This window comes from Niastella vici (genome assembly GCF_002077945.1).
In the GTDB taxonomy this organism is placed as follows: Bacteria; Bacteroidota; Bacteroidia; order Chitinophagales; family Chitinophagaceae; genus Niastella; species Niastella vici.
The window spans coordinates 1-17729 of record NZ_LVYD01000084.1 but is presented as its reverse complement, the minus strand read 5'-3'; the positions used below and the strand labels follow the sequence as shown (position 1 = coordinate 17729).

Annotated in this window: 14 protein-coding genes; 6 read left to right on the top strand and 8 right to left on the bottom strand. The window is 46.1% G+C overall.

Going from position 1 to position 17729, the window contains the following annotated elements; genetic code table 11:
- Positions 1-16: 16 nt before the first annotated feature.
- The 3 genes from A3860_RS33330 to A3860_RS33320 all read left to right on the top strand — a co-directional run bounded on the left by A3860_RS33330 (position 17) and on the right by A3860_RS33320 (position 7254).
- Entirely contained in the window at positions 17-3166 is a 3150-nt protein-coding gene (locus A3860_RS33330; RefSeq protein WP_081154857.1) for a SusC/RagA family TonB-linked outer membrane protein, read from the top strand.
- Positions 3167-3189: 23 nt separating this feature from the next.
- Positions 3190-4992, top strand: coding sequence for a RagB/SusD family nutrient uptake outer membrane protein (locus A3860_RS33325; RefSeq protein ID WP_081154856.1), 1803 nt, complete (start codon positions 3190-3192; stop codon positions 4990-4992).
- A 153-nt stretch (positions 4993-5145) separates the two neighbouring features.
- The gene (locus A3860_RS33320; RefSeq protein ID WP_081154855.1) at positions 5146-7254 is read left to right on the top strand and encodes a glycoside hydrolase family 97 protein; all 2109 of its coding nucleotides are present in this window, start codon (positions 5146-5148) and stop codon (positions 7252-7254) included.
- A gap of 164 nt (positions 7255-7418) precedes the next feature.
- On the opposite strand, the gene A3860_RS33315 is transcribed toward A3860_RS33320, so the two are convergent.
- Both A3860_RS33315 and A3860_RS33310 read right to left on the bottom strand, forming a co-directional pair.
- Complete coding sequence (locus A3860_RS33315; protein WP_081154854.1) at positions 7419-7997, bottom strand: hypothetical protein; 579 nt, start codon at positions 7995-7997, stop codon at positions 7419-7421.
- Between the two features lie 171 nt (positions 7998-8168).
- A complete protein-coding gene (locus A3860_RS33310) occupies positions 8169-9698 on the bottom strand; it encodes an aldehyde dehydrogenase family protein (protein WP_081154853.1) in 1530 nt (509 codons plus the stop codon).
- A gap of 160 nt (positions 9699-9858) precedes the next feature.
- Between A3860_RS33310 and A3860_RS33305 the strand changes: the two genes are divergently transcribed.
- Positions 9859-10797, top strand: coding sequence for an AraC family transcriptional regulator N-terminal domain-containing protein (locus tag A3860_RS33305; RefSeq protein ID WP_081154852.1), 939 nt, complete (start codon positions 9859-9861; stop codon positions 10795-10797).
- Between the two features lie 58 nt (positions 10798-10855).
- Here the strand turns inward: A3860_RS33305 and A3860_RS33300 are convergent, their stop codons facing one another.
- Positions 10856-11251 (bottom strand): DoxX family protein, encoded by a 396-nt coding sequence (locus A3860_RS33300; protein ID WP_081154851.1) that lies wholly within the window; start codon positions 11249-11251, stop codon positions 10856-10858.
- 161 nt (positions 11252-11412) lie between these two features.
- On the opposite strand from A3860_RS33300, the gene A3860_RS33295 reads away from it, so the two are divergent.
- Positions 11413-11682: a hypothetical protein gene (locus tag A3860_RS33295; RefSeq protein WP_216823567.1), complete on the top strand. Its 270-nt coding sequence runs from the start codon at positions 11413-11415 to the stop codon at positions 11680-11682.
- Positions 11683-11700: 18 nt separating this feature from the next.
- On the opposite strand, the gene A3860_RS33290 is transcribed toward A3860_RS33295, so the two are convergent.
- From A3860_RS33290 to A3860_RS33270, 5 genes are all read right to left on the bottom strand, one after another.
- Positions 11701-14448 (bottom strand): carboxypeptidase-like regulatory domain-containing protein, encoded by a 2748-nt coding sequence (locus A3860_RS33290; protein ID WP_143774391.1) that lies wholly within the window; start codon positions 14446-14448, stop codon positions 11701-11703.
- Between the two features lie 74 nt (positions 14449-14522).
- A complete protein-coding gene (locus A3860_RS33285) occupies positions 14523-15011 on the bottom strand; it encodes a hypothetical protein (protein ID WP_143774390.1) in 489 nt (162 codons plus the stop codon).
- 342 nt (positions 15012-15353) lie between these two features.
- Entirely contained in the window at positions 15354-15662 is a 309-nt protein-coding gene (locus A3860_RS33280; protein ID WP_081154847.1) for a hypothetical protein, read from the bottom strand.
- 92 nt (positions 15663-15754) lie between these two features.
- Entirely contained in the window at positions 15755-16264 is a 510-nt protein-coding gene (locus tag A3860_RS33275) for a hypothetical protein (protein ID WP_081154846.1), read from the bottom strand.
- Between the two features lie 2 nt (positions 16265-16266).
- On the bottom strand, positions 16267-16728 hold the full coding sequence (locus A3860_RS33270; protein ID WP_143774389.1) for a hypothetical protein: 462 nt from the start codon (positions 16726-16728) through the stop codon (positions 16267-16269).
- Positions 16729-16845: 117 nt separating this feature from the next.
- Between A3860_RS33270 and A3860_RS33265 the strand changes: the two genes are divergently transcribed.
- Positions 16846-17649: a hypothetical protein gene (locus A3860_RS33265; RefSeq protein ID WP_081154844.1), complete on the top strand. Its 804-nt coding sequence runs from the start codon at positions 16846-16848 to the stop codon at positions 17647-17649.
- The last annotated feature ends 80 nt before the right edge of the window (positions 17650-17729 follow it).

Below are 17729 nucleotides of genomic sequence, written 5' to 3'. Positions count from 1 at the left end.
CAAAAATTAACCGTTTATGCAAAGAAGGCGATTGCTTCCACACCTGTGGTGGAGCTTTGTGTTATTACTGATTTTCCAGATCAGTTATGCCCAACCCAGGTCTGTTACCGGTACGGTAACAGATGAAAAAGGCGCTCCTTTAACGGGCGCCACCCTTATGGCAAAGGGTGCAAAGATCAATGCGACCACCAATGCTTCAGGAAAATTTGACCTGATGGTGCCCGCCGGCGTGAATACCCTCGTGGTTTCTTATGTTGGCTATGAAACAAAAGAAGTATCCATTCCCGGCTCCAACCTGGTAAACATTATTCTGAAGCCTGCCGATGCCAATCTGGAATCTGTTGTAGTGGTTGGTTATGGCACGCAGAAAAAGCAGGACGTAACGGGCGCCGTAGGCTCTGTAAAAGGAGAAACTATCCGCAACATGCCGGTTACCAATGTTACCGATGCGTTGCAGGGCAGGGTAGCGGGGGTAGAAGTTATTAAATCTTCAGGCAGTCCCGATGCCGGTTCCACCATCATCATTCGCGGGCTTTCTTCCTTACACCAGCCAACACCATTGTATATTGTCGATGGTGTTCGTACCAATGGCGACAACCTCAACGTACAGGATATTGCCTCCATCGATATTCTTAAAGACGCCAGCGCCGCCGCTATTTACGGTTCCGCTGCTGCCGGCGGGGTCATTGTGATCACTACCAAAAAAGGCGCTTCCACAAAACCGGTTATTAATGTCAATGCGCGTTATGGCGTTACCAAACCGAAGTTGATCTCACTGCTCAATAAAGACCAGTACATCAGGTTGCAGAACATTTTGCATCCTACCTTTTTTGCCGGCGCCACGCATACCGATACGCTGGCCAATACCGACTGGACGGATGCGCTGTACCGCGATGCTTCGGAAGCCAACTATAATTTGTCGATCGCCGGTTCTTCGCCCGTGGTGAATTATCTGTTGTCGGGATTTTACAATAAGCAAAAGGGCATTTATATAAAGAACTATTCCAATATTGGTGGGGCAAGGGTAAATACCGAATACAAGCTGACGCCCTTTTTAAAGATCGGCGAACAGCTGGCTTTATCGCAACGGAAAACCGCGCCACCCGTGGGTACCGAAGCCCAGTTGCATAATGCGCCATTCAGAACCCTGCCTATTATTCCTATTAAAAATGCCAATGGCGGCTGGGGAACCGTACCACCCGGTTATGGCGGATTGCAGTTCGGCGGTCCCAACCCGATAGGCGCTGTTGAATCGGCCGATGCTATCAACTTCAAAAATAACCTGCAGGGAAATATTTATGCTGAAGTAAAGCTGCCCCTGCACCTGAGCTTCAGAACCAATGTAAGCTATTCGTATTACGAAGAGTCGCAGGATTATTACCAGGCGGCCTTTGATTTTGGCCCGGTGGTGAACAACGTGAATTCGCTCACCCGCACATCTGTTAAAAGCAGCCAGGTATTAACCAACTACGTGCTTACGTATGAGCAGGCTTTCGGCGGCCATTCCATTAATGCGATTGCCGGCTTTGAACAGATCACTTCAAAATATCGTAATATCGGCGCCTATCAGAGTTATGTAGGATTGCCCGGTTACTCCTTTATTCAAACCTCACAATCTACCGCCACCGTAAGTGGTAAAAATGATGACAATGGGTTGATAAAATCATTTTTCGGCCGTATCAATTATAATTACAAAAACCGGTATTACCTCACCGGTTCCATACGGCAGGATGCCAATTTCACGGTGTTCGGGCCCAATAAGCAACGGGGCGTTTTTGGCGCTTTTTCCGCCGGCTGGAATGTTAGCGAGGAGAATTTCTTTAGTGGGTTAAGAAATACCGTGAGTCGCTTAAAGCTGCGCGGTAGTTATGGTACGCTGGGCAACAGCAATATTCCGCCTTATACTTATGTAGCATCGTACAGTGCATTTGCCGGCCCTAATGGATTGGGTTCGCTGGCCGGCGTGAACTTTACGCCCGGCGGCCCGCTCGATATTGGCAATACCATCAATGCCATTCCCAATCCCAACCTGCATTGGGAAACCATTTATGAAACCAATCTGGGGGTAGATGGGGAAGCGTTGAACGGGAAAGTTTATTTCACTGTTGAATACTATAACCGCGACACCAAAGATATGTTGTATGCCCTGCCGGTTGCCCTGAGCTCGGGTTACACCGTACCTTATTTTACCAATATCGGTAAGGTGAACAGCAAGGGTGTTGATGTGTTGCTGGGTTACAGGGGTAAAGTGGCCAACCTGGGCTTCGACGTTAGTGTGAATGGCGGCTTCAACAAGAATAAAGTGATCGATCTCAGCGGTATTGCCAATGATAAGTTGTTCGATGGGTATAATTATTATTCCAATGGCGATGCCGGTTTCAGTGTTATGAGTAACCAGCCCATTACTATTACCAAAGCCGGTTTACCCTTCGGCTCCTTTTACGGCTACAAGGCGATCGGGATGTTTAAAACAGATGCCGAAGCGGCAGCCAGCGCGCAACCCAATGCAAAGGCCGGCGACCTCATTTTTGTGCATGACGATAAGAATGGTAAAACGTTGTCGCCCGACGACCGGCAGGTGATCGGCAACCCCAACCCGAAATTTGTATATGGCGCCGCCATCAGGCTTAACTATAAAGGGTTCGATGCTTCCTTATTGTTCAATGGCGTGGCTGGGGTTGATATTTTCAATGGAGTAAAGGCCTATGAAATGTATCCGTTTGCCGATGGCAATACCACCAGCGAAATATTTGGCGCTTCTTTTCTCGGCGATAACCAGCTTACCGGTCAGCCCCGGTTGGGTATAAAGAATGCCGATGGTTCTTTCACGCTCGATCCCAATAAGAATTACACTTCGGTGAACAGTTATTTTGTGGAGAAGGGCAGTTACCTGAAGTTGAAGAACCTGCAGGTGGGCTACACATTCAATGCAGCGCTGCTGAAAAAAGCAGGTGTAAATACCGCCCGCCTGTTTGTAATGGCCAATAACCTGTTTACCATCACCAATTATTCGGGACTCGATCCGGAACTGGGCAGTGCTTTCTCGGCCGCTGCTATGAGTGGCTTTGTAGGCAATGGCGTAGGTGTTACCACCCGCGGGTTGAATGCCGTGTCGCAATACCCGCAGGTAAGACTGTATTCCGCAGGCATCGATCTCAATTTCTAAACCATTGATTAAATCGTATTAACATGTTCTCAAAAAACTATCTCCTCCTGATAGGGCTTGTAGCAGGGACGGCCTGTAAAAAAGATCCCAGCCTGGTGGGCCCTTCCGATAGCTATTCAACGGCCAACTATCCCGCTACCTTAAACGATTTGAACAGTGTGCTGGCGCCCTGTTATTCCAATTTGCGTGATGCGAATTTGTTTGGTTTTCATTTGTGGCCAAAGGCCCTGTCGAACGCCACGCATACCGCCAATAGCATTTACAATGGCGATCCTTCTTGGAATGAAATGGCGGCAACCAATTTAAGTATCACGAATCAATATGTGCAGGAAGCCTGGACCAGTTTTTATACCGGGGTTAAGAATTGCAATGTGGCCTTGCAGGGCGCTGATTTTTTCATGAAGCGTTATGGCAAACCGCAGGACCAGTCGTATGTTGACCTGGTAAAAGGACAGGCGTATTTTTTACGGGCTTACTATTATTTTAACCTGGAATGTTTGTTTGGCGAAAGCTATATCACTACAGCAGGCGGTGGCGATAAAAAAGGCGTACCCATTTTCAGTGAGCTGCCAACTGGTTTGGAAGGAACGCAAAAAGAACGCAGTACGGTGAAAGAAGTGTGGGACCTTATTGTAAGCGATCTAAAAAACTCGGCGCAGTTGCTGAAGGGAAAAACCTGGTCGGGCAATGATAAGGGAAGGATCAGTGAATGGGCGGCCAAATCAATGCTGGGGAAAACGTACGTGTTCATGCAAAACTGGAATGATGCAAAGACTGTGTTGAAAGACGTGATCGACAACAGTGGCGCTTCCTTAATGCCTTATGCAAAATACCGCGATGCCTTTATTGGCATTCCCGCCAATGAATTCAATGAAGAATCCATCTTTGAGCTCAATATTGACCAGGATTCAAAAGGCAACTATGGGGTTTATGGCAACACGCCCAATGCCACCACCATCAATGGGTTGATCTGGTGTCCCTGGGCGCTGGGCTGGGATGGAACCGAAGGCGCTTCGAACCCGTTGGGTTATGGCAATGAGATCTTTCACGACAAAAACGTATCGCGGTTCGGGTTTAACCTGGGCGCCTATACGCTCGTGAGCAATCCCAATTTCGATGGCAGTAAGGCGGCCAGTTATACCAATCCGCAGAAAGTAATGGACCCGGCCTACAAACAACAGTCATTGCTGGCCAGGACCAATAAAACCTGCGACCCGCGGTTGTTTGTGAATGCGCTGCAACCCTGGGTTGATTCGGTGAAATTTGATGGCGAGCACTGGTTCCCCGTTTCCATGCCAAATTTCTGGGCCGGGCAGCCGGGGAAATATGGCTGGAGTTTTAGAAAATATGCACCCATCTTCAATAATATCAATAATACCGGTCCGGCCGATGCATGGAATTATTATTTGATGCGCCTGGCAGAAGTGTATTTGTTATATGCAGAAGCAGCAAAAGGGACCAATGATAATACTACCGCGCTTGAATACCTGAACAAAACAAAACGCCGGGCTTATGGTTACCCGGTAAATGCCGCCTCGCCGGTTGACTATGCGGGTTTAACAGCTACTACCGTTGCTATTGGCGATCCGGTGTTAGGCAATAACCCGTTGTATTATGAACGGTTTGCCGAATTGTTCAACGAAGGCGGCTGGTGGTTCGATGTTTGCCGCTGGCACATTGGGGCATCTGAAGCGGCTTATTATCAAACGGCCCTGAATGTAAATGGAAGCCTGGCCTGGAACGATAAAACCTATAGCTGGCCTATTCCGCAGGCAGAGTTTAATTCGAACCCGAAGATTGTCGGACAACAAAATCGAGGTTACTAATTGTAGTTAAATGAGATAATAGGGAAATGAAGTAGGAAATAGGAAGTAGGAAGCTCGCGAATTTTCTTTCTTCCTACTTCTTACCTCTTACTTCTGCCTCATATTTAGCGACACAAATTCAAAAATATTGATTATTAAACTGATGCTTAATTCATGATGAAGCCTGTTAAAACCGGTACAATAGCATTACTCCTATTCCTTTCCCTGATTGTAAGGGCAAAACCCCCATTGGAAATAAGCAGGGGCCCGGTGAGCCTGCAGTTCTCCATAACTGAAGATGGAAAACCGGTGTATGCCATTTTGTATAATGGCCGTGATGTGGTAAAGCCATCTACCTTGGGTTTTATGCTGGAATCGGATTCGCTTTTCTATAAAGGATTCTCCCTGATTTCGGCCGACCGCAAAACCGTAGATGAAACCTGGGTACCGGTGTGGGGTGAATATAGTTCTATTCGCAACAACTATGAACAGCTCACTGCTCACCTGAAGCATCGTTCGGGTAAACTGCTAGATATTGTATTTCGCGTTTTTGCCGATGGGGTAGGGTTCCGCTATGAATTTCCCAAACAAACCGGCCTCACTTATTTTGTGGTGAAAGACGAATGCACGCAATTTCAATTAACCGGCAATCACAAGGCATTCTGGATCCCCGGCGATTTTGATACCAATGAATACGCGTATACCACGTCTTTATTAAGCGAGGTGAATAATGCGCCGGTTGTAAGGGCGGCCACTGATATTGCCGTGCGTACAGTGACCGATTCGCTGGCGGTGCAAACGCCGCTGATGCTAAAAACTGCCGATGGACTGTACATCAATATTCATGAAGCAGCTTTGTTGAATTACCCGGCCATGCAATTGCATATTGATAAGAGCGGGTTCAAATTATCATCGAACCTGGTGCCCGATGCATATAATAATAAAGCGTATCTGCATGCACCCGAGCATACGCCCTGGCGAACTGTCCTCATTAGTGATAAAGCCACGGAGATACTGGCATCCAAAACGATCCTGAATCTGAATGATCCGCCGGCATCGACCGACCTGTCGTGGATAAAACCGATGAAATTCGTGGGGGTGTGGTGGGAAATGCAAACCGGCAAAGGCACCTGGAATTATTCAGACTACCCCGACAGTACCGACGCGCACGGGCAATTGATCCCCAATGGCCGGCACAGCGCCAATACGGCCAATGTAAAACGCTACATTGATTTCGCCGCGCAGCACGGGATCGGCGGCGTGTTGGTAGAAGGGTGGAACCGCGGCTGGGAAGACTGGTTTGGCAACTGGAAAGAAAACGTGTTTGATTTTGTTAGGCCTTATCCTGATTTTGATATAAAGGAAATCACCAGTTATGCCCGGTCAAAAGGCGTGCAGATGATCATGCATAATGAAACTTCGGGTTCGGCTACCAGTTATGAACGCCAGCTCGATACGGCTTTCCGGTTCATGCAGCAATTCGGTTACCCGGCAGTGAAAACAGGGTACGTGGGGCGCATTGTTCCCCGGGGTGAACACCACGACGGACAGTGGATGGTAAGCCATTACGAAAGAGTGCTGCAACAGGGGATGAAGTATCACATTATGGTTGATGCGCATGAGCCCGCGCGGCCTACCGGACTGCAACGCACTTATCCAAATTTCATGGCCTGTGAAGCGGCCAGGGGCAATGAATACCATGCCTTCAGCAATGGCAACCAGCCCGATCATGAAACCATTCTGCCGTTTACCCGGTTGATGGGCGGCCCCATGGATTATACCCCCGGTATTTTTAAACTGAAGGGGTATGCGCCCTGGGCGCCTGACAGGTCGGTGCATAGTACGCTGGCCAAACAACTGGCGCTGTATGTAACTATATACAGTCCGGTTGAAATGGTAGCCGACCTGCCAGAAAATTATGAAGCTAAACCCGATGCATTTCAATTTATAAAAGACGTGCCGGTTGATTGGGATGATACTAAAATCCTGGAAGCCGAGCCCGGCGATTACGTCACCATTGCCCGCAAAGAAAAGGGAAAGAACAACTGGTTCATTGGCGCCATTACTGATGAAAATGCCCGCACTGCAGGCATTCAACTTAACTTTCTGCAAAAAGGAAAAAAGTACAAAGCGGTTATTTATGAAGATGCGAAAAGCGCCCACTGGAAAACCAATCCCGAAGCCTATGCCATCAGATCAATGACGGTTGATAGCAATACAAAGCTGTTGCTTTCGCTGGCGCCCGGTGGTGGTGCGGCTATTAGTATTATGCAAAGCGAATAATTCTTTTCTAAAACGGGTAGCCTTGTGGGCCCGAAAGGGCCTGCAAGGCTTTACTATTATCTTTTGCTACCTTATCGTTCGTTCAATATCCGTTCGAGCATGATGCAGAACACGTCTGCGTTTTGTTTCATTTGTAAAGTGGGGCTTTTGCCGGTGTCTTTCGCTTACACCCGCTTCCACGAAACCCCGTTCAGATCTATGATCTCAATAAAACCCGCGCCCTGGTCGTACCAGGCTTTGTCCCACCTCGTCCAGGGATTTACCTGGTCGCTCTCCGGAATAGCCGGCGTTACCGTAGTGTAGGTGATACCGTTCACGGTTTTATAGTTAAAGGAAGCGTTGTATTCAAGTGCCGCCAGTTTAACGAATTGCCCTCTCATGGTAGTCCAGAGGATAGTGTGCTTCATTTTATCTGAATCCCTGAACTGAGAGTATTCTTTATAAAAGTAAAGTCTGATGGAATCAATGTCAGACGTCAATTGCACCAGATATGATTCGGTGTAAGCCTCGATAGCCCAGGTGGTGTCTTTATACTGCGGGGTAACGCTGCTCTCTGCCATCGATGTTACCCTGTAAACAAGGCTGTCGCCTTTGTCGTTTTTAAACTTTAGTTGTTGCCCAATCCCATAAGTGAACCACTTTTTATCCTCCGGTGAAAATTTAAGATGAGGGATGGGATCGTAGTATTCTTTTTTACAGGCAAACAGGATAACTATAAAGGTTATAGGTAGTAAATGTTTCATATGACCAGGTTTCTTACTAAATTAAACCTAAGTCATTGCAATGTTGAGCGCGTGTTGTTAAAATTCGTGTATACGAATTGTTATAATTTCCTTACTTCCCGTATGCAATGATCATAAAACCCTTTTGCCGGAAAGAGTTTTATGATCATTATGATTTGCAAAGGTGCTGAATTAAAAAAATCCCAGTTTCGATTTGCTGTAAGAGATCAGCATATTTTTGTTTTGCCGGTAGTGGTTCAGCATCATTTTATGTGTTTCTCTGCCAAAACCTGATTTTTTATACCCGCCGAATGGCGCATGCGCCGGGTAAGCGTGATAGCAGTTTACCCAAACACGGCCGGCCTGTATAGCTCTTGGCACCTGGTATAATTCATGTGCATCTCTTGTCCACACACCGGCGCCCAAACCATATGCCGTATCATTGGCAATAGTAATGGCTTCCTCAGTCGTTTTAAAAGTTGTGACACAAAGTACGGGACCGAAAATTTCTTCCTGGAACACCCGCATTTTATTGTGGCCTTTGATAATGGTAGGCGTTATATAATAACCGTGTTCCAATCCGCTGTTTTGGTGAAAGGCCTCGCCGCCTGTAAGCACCTGCCCGCCCTCTTCTTTTCCAATAGCGATATAGGAAAGGATCTTTTCATATTGTTCGCGGCTGGCTTGGGCGCCGATCATTACAGTGGGATCAAGCGGATTGCCCTGTTTGATGGCCCTGGTCCTTGCGATCACTTTTTCTATAAATTTTTCATAGATACTTTCATGCACCAGCAAACGCGACGGGCAGGTACATACTTCGCCCTGGTTAAGCGCGAATAGCACGGCGCCTTCTATACATTTATCGAGGTAATCATCGTCGGCATCCATAACGCTCGGGAAAAATATATTGGGACTTTTGCCGCCTAATTCCATGGTCAATGGAATTAAATTTTCCGAAGCGTATTGCATAATTAATTTGCCGGTTGTTGTTTCTCCGGTGAAGGCAATTTTGGCGATCCTGGTTGACGTGGCCAGTGGTTTGCCGGCTTCCAGGCCAAAACCGGTAACAACGTTGAGTACACCGGCCGGAAGAATACCATCGATCAACTCCATCAAACACATAATGCTGGTAGGTGTTTGTTCAGCAGGCTTTACTACCACACAACAGCCTGCGGCCAGCGCAGGCGCTATTTTCCAGGCTGCCATTAATAAAGGAAAATTCCAGGGAATAATTTGTCCGACGACACCGATGGGTTCGTGTATATTAATGCTTACTGTTGTTTCATCAAGCTCAGCTACAGAGCCTTCTTCGCTGCGCAGGACGCCGGCAAAATAACGGAAATGATCTATCGCCAATGGAAGGTCGGCAGCCTTTGTTTCGCGAACCGGTTTTCCATTGTCAACAGTTTCAATGGTAGCCAGCAGGTCGAGATTTTTTTCCATGATATCTGCGATCTTCAGCAAAAGATTGCTTCTTGTAGCCGGGGCGGTTTTGCTCCAGGCGGGAAAAGCTGCATGGGCCGCATCCAACGCCAGTTCAATATCTTCTTTTGTTGACCGGGCGGCGCGGGTAAAGGGATTGCCATCAAGCGGCGAAATATTATCAAAATATTCCCTGTTTGTGGGCGCTACCCATTTGCCACCGATATAGTTGTCATAATAAGGCTTGAAAGCGGGCCGGGCCACGCCCTTTGCGGGCGCTTTAAGAGTTGTATTTGACATAACAATCGTTTTTGTAATCGCAAATTACTTTCCGAACCGGTGGAAGGTGGTATGGATAGGATCAGAAAATGTAACTATTGTATCAAGTTTAGTAGAATGGCTGACGAAAATCATCTTAATGATCGCGGAAAAGAGTAATTTTTAAGTAGAAAATGAAAACATGCCAACATTGCTGCCGTACACACTTGCATCGCGGGACCGGTCATCTCTAAATAAACTGGATACCCTTGTGGAGAACCGGAAGGTATTTACGCTTGAAAAGTGCGAATTGAATATTTATGAAACCTTTCAGGCGGCAGAAAGCGTTCCGTTAAAATTTAATGACCTGGTTATTACCAGCATGTTGCGGGGTAAAAAAAGAATGCATGCCCGGGATAACAGTTTGTTTGATTATGTGCCGGGCGAGTCATTGTTATGGCAGGCCAACGAATGGATGGTGATTGATTTTCCGGAAGCAACGGCGGAAGCCCCAACGCAGTGTGTGGCGCTTACGATCAGTTCCGGAGAAATTGAGGAAACCCTGCAGTTCCTGAACAGGCGGTTCCCGAAAGTGGACGAAAGTGGCGAATGGAATATAAGCATGGAAGAATTTTACCTGCTCAATTCAACCGATCTGGCCGGCGCCATTGAAAAGATCATCAGGGTGTCTGTTGAAGAAAGTCGCATGAAAGATATGTTTGCTGAGCTGGCTTTACGGGAGTTATTGTTGAAATTAATGCAAACCCAGGCAAGGCAACTGATAGAGAAGCATTATAAACAAATGTCGGCCCATCATCGTTTTGCCACGGTGATACAATACATCAAAGAGAACAGGCATCAAAAAATACTGGTCGATGACCTATGCCGGAAAGTATATATGAGCCGGCCGAATTTCTTCCGCATTTTTAAGCGTGAATTTGGGATTACCCCGGTTGATTATATTCTGAAAGAAAAAATACAACTGGCTAAGGAATTACTCGAAAACCCTGCTGCCAACATCAGTACGGTCTGCTATCAGAGTGGGTTCAACAGTATCAATCACTTCATCAGGATCTTTCGCCAGTTCGAAAATTGCACCCCGCTAAAATATAAACACCGGCATATGGGTAAGGGGCATTAAAACAAAAAAGGAAACTGTGTTACCAATTTCCTTCTTTGCTTTACTTTTTGATCTTATACTATTGGGCAACCAGGGCTTGTGTTTTCATCTTCTTCTTCCAAAAAATATACGACAATATTCCCGGTACAATCCATATGAGCATACCGAGCATCCTGGGGTCAAATGTTGAGGATACTGCAATACCTGAATATACAGCGCCGGCAAGATCGAAAAACAAACCGGCATAAGCCCATTCTTTAACGGTTTTTAATCCCGGAATTAAAATGGCAATGGAACCTAACAGCTTGGCAAAGCCTGTAAACGGAATAAAATATACCGGGAACCCAAGTTGATCATGTATCAGCTTTTTGGCATCATCGTTTACAATGATGCTGCCGTAGGAAGCGAATAGCATGAGTAAGACAAATAAAATGGTGAATACCCAGTAAAGGATGTTGATGGTTTTCGGTTTCATAATCGTTAGTGTGGTTTGTTATTGGTTAGCCTTTCCCCACTGATCTGTAGTAGACGAATTTATATAAAACCCCACACTTTTTTGGGGTTTGAGTTGGGTATGAGCCGCACCTCAGTCGTACCAGGCTTTGGATTTCTTCGCAAATTTGCGAAGCAGCCCCGGTGAAGCCCAAAAGGATTCCCGAAGGATTCCCGAACAAAGGCTGGCAAGGTATTCATTGTCAATGCTGTATGTCGCCTGTTGTGATGATCTCCTGTGTTGGGGAAGTGCCTACGGCCGTAGAGACAAAAGCAAGTGTGCAGCTTTTTGCATCAACCCTGATTGCCGGTAAAGTTTTAACTATCAATGCGCCTGTGATGGAGGGCGGTAATTTTGCAAAGGCCAGTTATATGGTAAATGATCTGATGGAATCGCTGATAATAAAGCGTTAAACCGGGTTGCCAGCGATCCTATTCCCGCCTGATATTCATCGTCCGCTTCTTTTGCCTGATCTCAAACTGCAGGTGCAGCTGCTGGTTGTTGATGAGGTCGGCAGCTTTGCTGGCTTCTGCCACCCGGAAGTTGTCATCAAATATTGCCTGGTTAACACTTACGATGTAATTGCCGGCCGGCAGGTTAAAGGAATATTCTCCATTGCTATTGGTGAGTGTATTGAAAACGGCTCCGTTCGATGTTACGGCAGTTACCCGAATGCCATCGAGCTGCATGGTTTGCGAGCTTTGCTCGTCGCGCAACAGCAACAGGTTGCCGCTTATGACATTGCTTCGGGTAAAGGGAATGTAATACAGTTTTTGCACTTTATCGGGTCTGAAAACCTGCCTGAACCCCTGTTTGGGCATCCAGCCCTGTAGCCCGGCCACCTGGCTAAAGTCAATAATGAATTCCTTGTCGTCGGTATTCGTAAATGCCAGCTCGCCTTTGTTGTTGCTTTGCAGCAAGTCGTCGTTTACCAGCACGCGGGCTTGTGTTACCCGTTCTTCGCCTTCATCGGGCCAGCCATTGTTGTTTTTGTCGAGGAATAGGATGGTCCTGAATGATCGCGAAGTTTCATTTTTTATAACAGGCAGTTGCAGCCGTTTGCGAATGGTGAGGTTCACAAATGGATCTTCTTTGCGGCTTACATTCACTTGTGTTGTAAGTCCGATGTCGATGCCTGTTTTGGGCGATGAATATTGAATATTGTTGTACACCAAAAAGAAGGAGGTGCCTGTTTGTTGCTCGCGGAGGTAATTGGCCTGCAGGCGGCAAAAAATGTTTTTCCGGGCCCAGGGCAATTCTACAAAGGGAGAGATCTGTAAACGATCATACATTACCGGTGATTTCAGGTACTGGCTGATCTCATAATAATACCAGGGGCCTTTATCATCCCGTACCTGTATTCCAAAACGGTTGTTCTGGATATTTATAAAGTTGGTGAAGCTGGTGATGGGCGCCATGGTGGGAATAGTTACCCGGCCGGCATTGGAGAAGGCCGATAACCACCAGCGATCGTTTATTTGCCAGTTAATGTTTGCCGTGAGCTTATACATATGCGACTGTAACGCACTGGCACTGTCCTGCACCTGTTTTAAAATGCCAGGCGATAATACCAGGGAGAACCGTTTGCGTTGCCAGCCAAACCGCATTCCATATTCCCGGTTATTAATATTGAACAGGAAATTCACCAACGAATCGCCGGTATTGTTATATGCCCTTTTATTGAGCTCAAAGTAAAGGCCGGTAAAAAAGTTATTTATTAATAACCGCGCTTCATGCAACTGGTAATGGAATCCTTTGTTAAAGCCGGGAAAGTTTTGGGAATAGCGGCAGATGGTAGAGTTGAGCTGGTAATGCTTTTTTTGCATTTCAAAATGATACCCTGCCTGCCAGGCTAATAATGAAGTATCAAGCTTTGACCGGGTTATTTTTTCCAGGCCGCTTCCGCCTTCTATAGATAAACGGGTGTCTTTATCAATGTTCCAATCCAGTTTATTTAAGAGCAGCGAACTTGTTTGCTTTTTCACTGCATCGCGGTTTACAAATGCATTGGCATGCCAGGTTACTGCTTTACAAATGGGTTCACTGAACTTTACATTAAATTGCTGGGTGTTGCCAATACGGCTTTGGGCGCCCATTACTTCAATGGCTTTGTTGTTGAGGCCTGAATATTGTACGCGCAAACCTGTGCCGTCAATCAGGAAGTTATTGAAGTCGATGATACTGCCTGCCGTAAGCCGCCAGGGCCCATGAATATAATCTACTGTAGCCTTTTGCGTATTGGCCACAGCATTTTTGTAATAGTTATTGGTTTGCAACAATACATTCACCTGTTGATCATTCTTTAGTTTCAGATAACCGCGAATGTTTAAAAATGCAAAGGGCTGTGCACTGGCCATGTTCTGCAGGTTCAATTCAAGGGCCAGCGGCATTTTGTTGTAGCTGTAATTATCGCCACTGTATATATAGCCGAGGCGGTTTATTTGCTGGTTCAGCATGCGGGTTTCGCCCTGCGAGTTCTTTATGAAGATGGTTATTTCTTCTTTTTTCAGTTGTTGAATGTCTTTGGGTGATAATAATACCTGTGGGGTAATGGTGCGGGCTTCGCCGGGCTGCAGGGTGATCGCATAATTCTTTTTGGCAATGTTCAGGGCGAGGTCGGTCCTGAAATCAAATGTATAGGTGTCGGGGCTATTCCCGGTATTCTCCAGGTATATGGAAAAGGCAACCTGTTTGTCTGCTTCCATAAAAGCAACAACTGGTTGTTTTAGTATTGCCTTCCATTTTATATTAGCTGCTGGCCTGATGTAAAATTGTGCATGTATAACCTGGTTTAATTCTTTGATCCGGATCTCAACGGTAAAAGGGCGCCACGTTAAAGCCGGTATTTTTTGGGCCAATGTAAAGCGGAGCGGGATGGCTTGTTCTTCCCCTTTCCTTATTTCAGTTTCTACAATATTGCTGGTGAGCAGGGAGGCAATTTCAGGTGCGGTAATAACCAGTTGAATATGTAATGACTGGTTGCTGTTGTTTGAAATGCTGACATTGTTAAAAGCAAAACTGTTTTCTTCTACGGGCACAGAATCATTCAAAAAATGAAAATGTACCAATGGCGGCTGGTTATTGGTTGGTTGGGCAACCAGGGCAGTTATGCCGGTGAGCAACAGCATCGTTATTATAAGCAGGGCACGGGAAAAGCAATATGTAGAAATTGTTTTCAATTCTTTTGCTTTTGTAGCTGGTTAGTAAGCAAAAGCCCTTGCGGGCTTTTGCGTATACTGAGTTGAGTAAAGACTTATTGTTGTGTAGCTGTGTATACTACAGAGAGGGTGTAAGTACCGGCATCATAGCTGAAACCAGGGTTGGCATTGTAATCAACGCTAAAGCTGCTGGTGCCTCTTGAACCGCTGGTAAGTGATTGCGCAGTGGTTGACAGGGCGCCGTAAGAAGAACCACCATTTAAGCGAACGCCTAAAACCGATGCGGGCATGGCAGGGGAGGGGGAAGCCGGGCCGCTGAAGTTAGCGCTGGCAGAACCTACAGTTACAGCCCAGGGACGGTTCGATTTCACCTGCAGGGTCGATGCGTTCACATTGCTAAGTCCGTTCTGATAATCGGTTGTGTTGGCAAACGTAAAACTGGTACCGGTAGCGGCAGTGAATGCGATGTCGATAGAATTCGATAAATTCAATGTCACTGTTTGACTGGCGTTAGCTGTAGACTGAGCTTTAGTAGCAGTAATTCCAGCGATGAGGGCAGCGGCGATCAAAGTAATTCTTTTCATGTTTTTGTTTTTTTGTTTGTTAAAGAGGTGTTTTTTAAAATCGTTCACGGTAGTATAATGCCAATCGACGTGCCATTTCAGTAATAGATTGAAAATCAGATGCCGTTAGTTTGGCATGGGGCGTTTCTATTCCACAGGTTGGAAAGTATTTCCGGGAAATGATTTGTTGGGAAATTATTTAAATGCAGAGGCGCATACGTTAATTAATAGAAGTGCTTATTTGTAGTAATAGATCGTTGCAGGGGTGCATACAGGTTAGTATGTATTGAAGGATTGCTACTGTAAACAAAAAGCCTCCCGGTGTTTCGGGAGGCTGGTATTATAGAAGGTGAATTATATAAATTACAAAGAAGAGACAGTAGTTAGAACAGCGTTTTTCTTTCCTGAGTTGCTCTTGTCATCGCTAACGGCTTCAACCACCTGCGTAGTTACAACTACATCCTGGCTCTGGGCTAATACAACTTTATCCTGGGCCGCTGTTTGGTTCTTATCCTTTCCAAGGGCCTTACCATTGTTGGTTTTAGGAAGATGTACCGAACCTGCCACCAATAAATTCATGGTTATAACCTGCTGAGCCTTATTCGCTGGCTTTTGAGCGTGGGCAAGAAATTGACCAAAAACAAGAATTGGTAATAAAATAAGCTTTTTCACCGTAAGTACTGTTTTCTGTCATTAAGTTCGGTATTATAAATAGTAAATGCAAGCCGGGTAGGGCCTGAAACAAAAATGGTAAATAGAAATACTTATTGCGCGGTCAGGGTGTAAACGATCGAAAGGGTATAGATGCCGGGGCCATAATTATAACCGGGATTGGCTTTGAAGTCCATATTAAAGGAGTTGCCCGTTGTGCTGGTGTTGCCGCGGTTGCCCGTTGCTAATGTTTGGTCGGTTGTAGTTAGCTGTACGTAAGGCGTTTGTCCGTTTTTGACAACCCCTATCACCGATGCCGGCATATTGGAAGAAGAATAGGTGCCACTGGCCGAAAAATTAGCGGTGGCAGCCGAAACACTTAATTTCCAGGGTTGGTTGCTTTTGATCGCAAATGAATTGAAGTTACTGATCGTGTACCCGGTACTATATTGTGTATTGGTAAAATTTAAAGTAGGTGAGCCGTTATTGGTCAAAGTGAACGCCATCACCGGTTGAATGCTTACCGTAGGATTGATAGTTCCACTGAAAGAATACGTTTGCCCCAGACCCTTTATTGAACCAAGGCACAGCAGCGCTATCATATAAATGCCTGTCTTTTTCATATTTATGGTTGCGTGAGGGTAAATAATATGGTGAGGTTATAATTGCCCGGTGCATAGTCGTAGCCCACCGGGCCGGCCAGCAGGTCGTAATACAAGGTCAGGAAATTATTGGTGTTCCAGAATTGGGTGGTCGTTGTGATCTGTTGTATTGTTTGGTCGGTTGTACTAAGGGTGAACGTGTTGGTATTAGCGGTGACCGTTGGGTTAGTGGAGTTTAAACGCAAAGCCAGCATCGATGCCGGTAAGGGAGTGCCCGTGCTGCTTGTAGAGGAAGATACTTTTGCCTTTACGCTGAACGTGTTGTTTGCTTTTGACGCCAGTTCAATTTGAAAGGCATTTGTTTTAACCTGCTGCGTTTCAAGCAGTGAAGTGCTGGTTAAACTATAGCTGGTGTTGTTGGCGGTGAGTGAAATGTAATTATTTTTATTTTGGCCCCGGGCAGTTGTTATACAAATTAGTAACATAATAACGTTACTGATGAATAACCGAAGTAGGTTTGTTCCTGTATTGCACATACGAAACAAGGATTTTATGAAGAGCAATATATTTTCTTTTTTGCACCGGTCAAAAAACAAAAAGCCATGAAATACTATTTGTGTACTTTGTCTGCATTGTTGTTGGTATCGCTAAGTGTTTCTGCACAAAAGGTAGGGATACAACCATCTATTCTTGAATTTCATGTAGTGCCCGGCGTTACCGAATCGCAGGTGATCAGGATCAGTAATATGTCTGAGGCGAAAGTAAGTTTTCAGGCATACCTGGCCGATTGGCTGCGCGATTCAACGGGGGCACATCATTATTATAAACCTGATACGCTTAGCCGATCCTGTGCATCGTGGGTGGCCATCGATAAAAATTTTATTGAAGTGGAGCCGGGTAAAACCGAAGAACTGGTGGTTCGCTTGCAGGCTCCCCTCGACACAAAATTGTTTAAGCAAATGAAATGGGCCATGTTGTTCCTGCAAAGCGCCGAAGAACAGGACAGCGCCGATCGCAAGAACAAACAGTTCAACACCAAAATAAAGGAGCTTCTACGCGTAGGCGTTCATATTTACCAAACTCCGCCGGCGGTTACCCAAATGAGCGCCAAAGCAGTTACCCTGAAACCGGTGGATGGTGAAAAGAATGCCTATGATCTTTATATGGTCAATACCGGCGAAACCATGCTGCAATGCAAGGCGCATTTAGAGGTGACCAATGTTGCAACCGGCGCGGCATTCAAGTTGGATAAAATAGAATTCCCCGTTTTCCCCGATGGCAAAAGAACGGTACGCCTGGTGATCCCCGACACGGTGCCAAAGGGTAAATATTCGGCCCTGGCCATTTTAGACATTGGGGAAGATGCTTCGCTGGAAGCTATTGAACGCACAATTGAAGTGAAGTAAGCGGCGGTGGTTACATTTGTATTCGATGTTTATGCAGCATAATTGTTAAGCAGGAAGGCGTCTCAAAAGTAAGAGGCGCC

Excerpts from the sequence above, each read along its gene's own strand:
- A3860_RS33315 (WP_081154854.1), bottom strand. The coding sequence starts at position 7,997 with ATGAAACATTTACTACCTATAACCTTTATAGTTATCCTGTTTGCCTGT.
- A3860_RS33275 (WP_081154846.1), bottom strand. The coding sequence starts at position 16,264 with ATGAAAAAGACAGGCATTTATATGATAGCGCTGCTGTGCCTTGGTTCA.
- A3860_RS33320 (WP_081154855.1), top strand. The coding sequence starts at position 5,146 with ATGATGAAGCCTGTTAAAACCGGTACAATAGCATTACTCCTATTCCTT.
- A3860_RS33310 (WP_081154853.1), bottom strand. The coding sequence starts at position 9,698 with ATGTCAAATACAACTCTTAAAGCGCCCGCAAAGGGCGTGGCCCGGCCC.
- A3860_RS33330 (WP_081154857.1), top strand. The coding sequence starts at position 17 with ATGCAAAGAAGGCGATTGCTTCCACACCTGTGGTGGAGCTTTGTGTTA.
- A3860_RS33300 (WP_081154851.1), bottom strand. The coding sequence starts at position 11,251 with ATGAAACCGAAAACCATCAACATCCTTTACTGGGTATTCACCATTTTA.
- A3860_RS33270 (WP_143774389.1), bottom strand. The coding sequence starts at position 16,728 with ATGTTACTAATTTGTATAACAACTGCCCGGGGCCAAAATAAAAATAAT.
- A3860_RS33265 (WP_081154844.1), top strand. The coding sequence starts at position 16,846 with ATGAAATACTATTTGTGTACTTTGTCTGCATTGTTGTTGGTATCGCTA.
- A3860_RS33325 (WP_081154856.1), top strand. The coding sequence starts at position 3,190 with ATGTTCTCAAAAAACTATCTCCTCCTGATAGGGCTTGTAGCAGGGACG.
- A3860_RS33285 (WP_143774390.1), bottom strand. The coding sequence starts at position 15,011 with ATGAAAAGAATTACTTTGATCGCCGCTGCCCTCATCGCTGGAATTACT.
- A3860_RS33305 (WP_081154852.1), top strand. The coding sequence starts at position 9,859 with ATGCCAACATTGCTGCCGTACACACTTGCATCGCGGGACCGGTCATCT.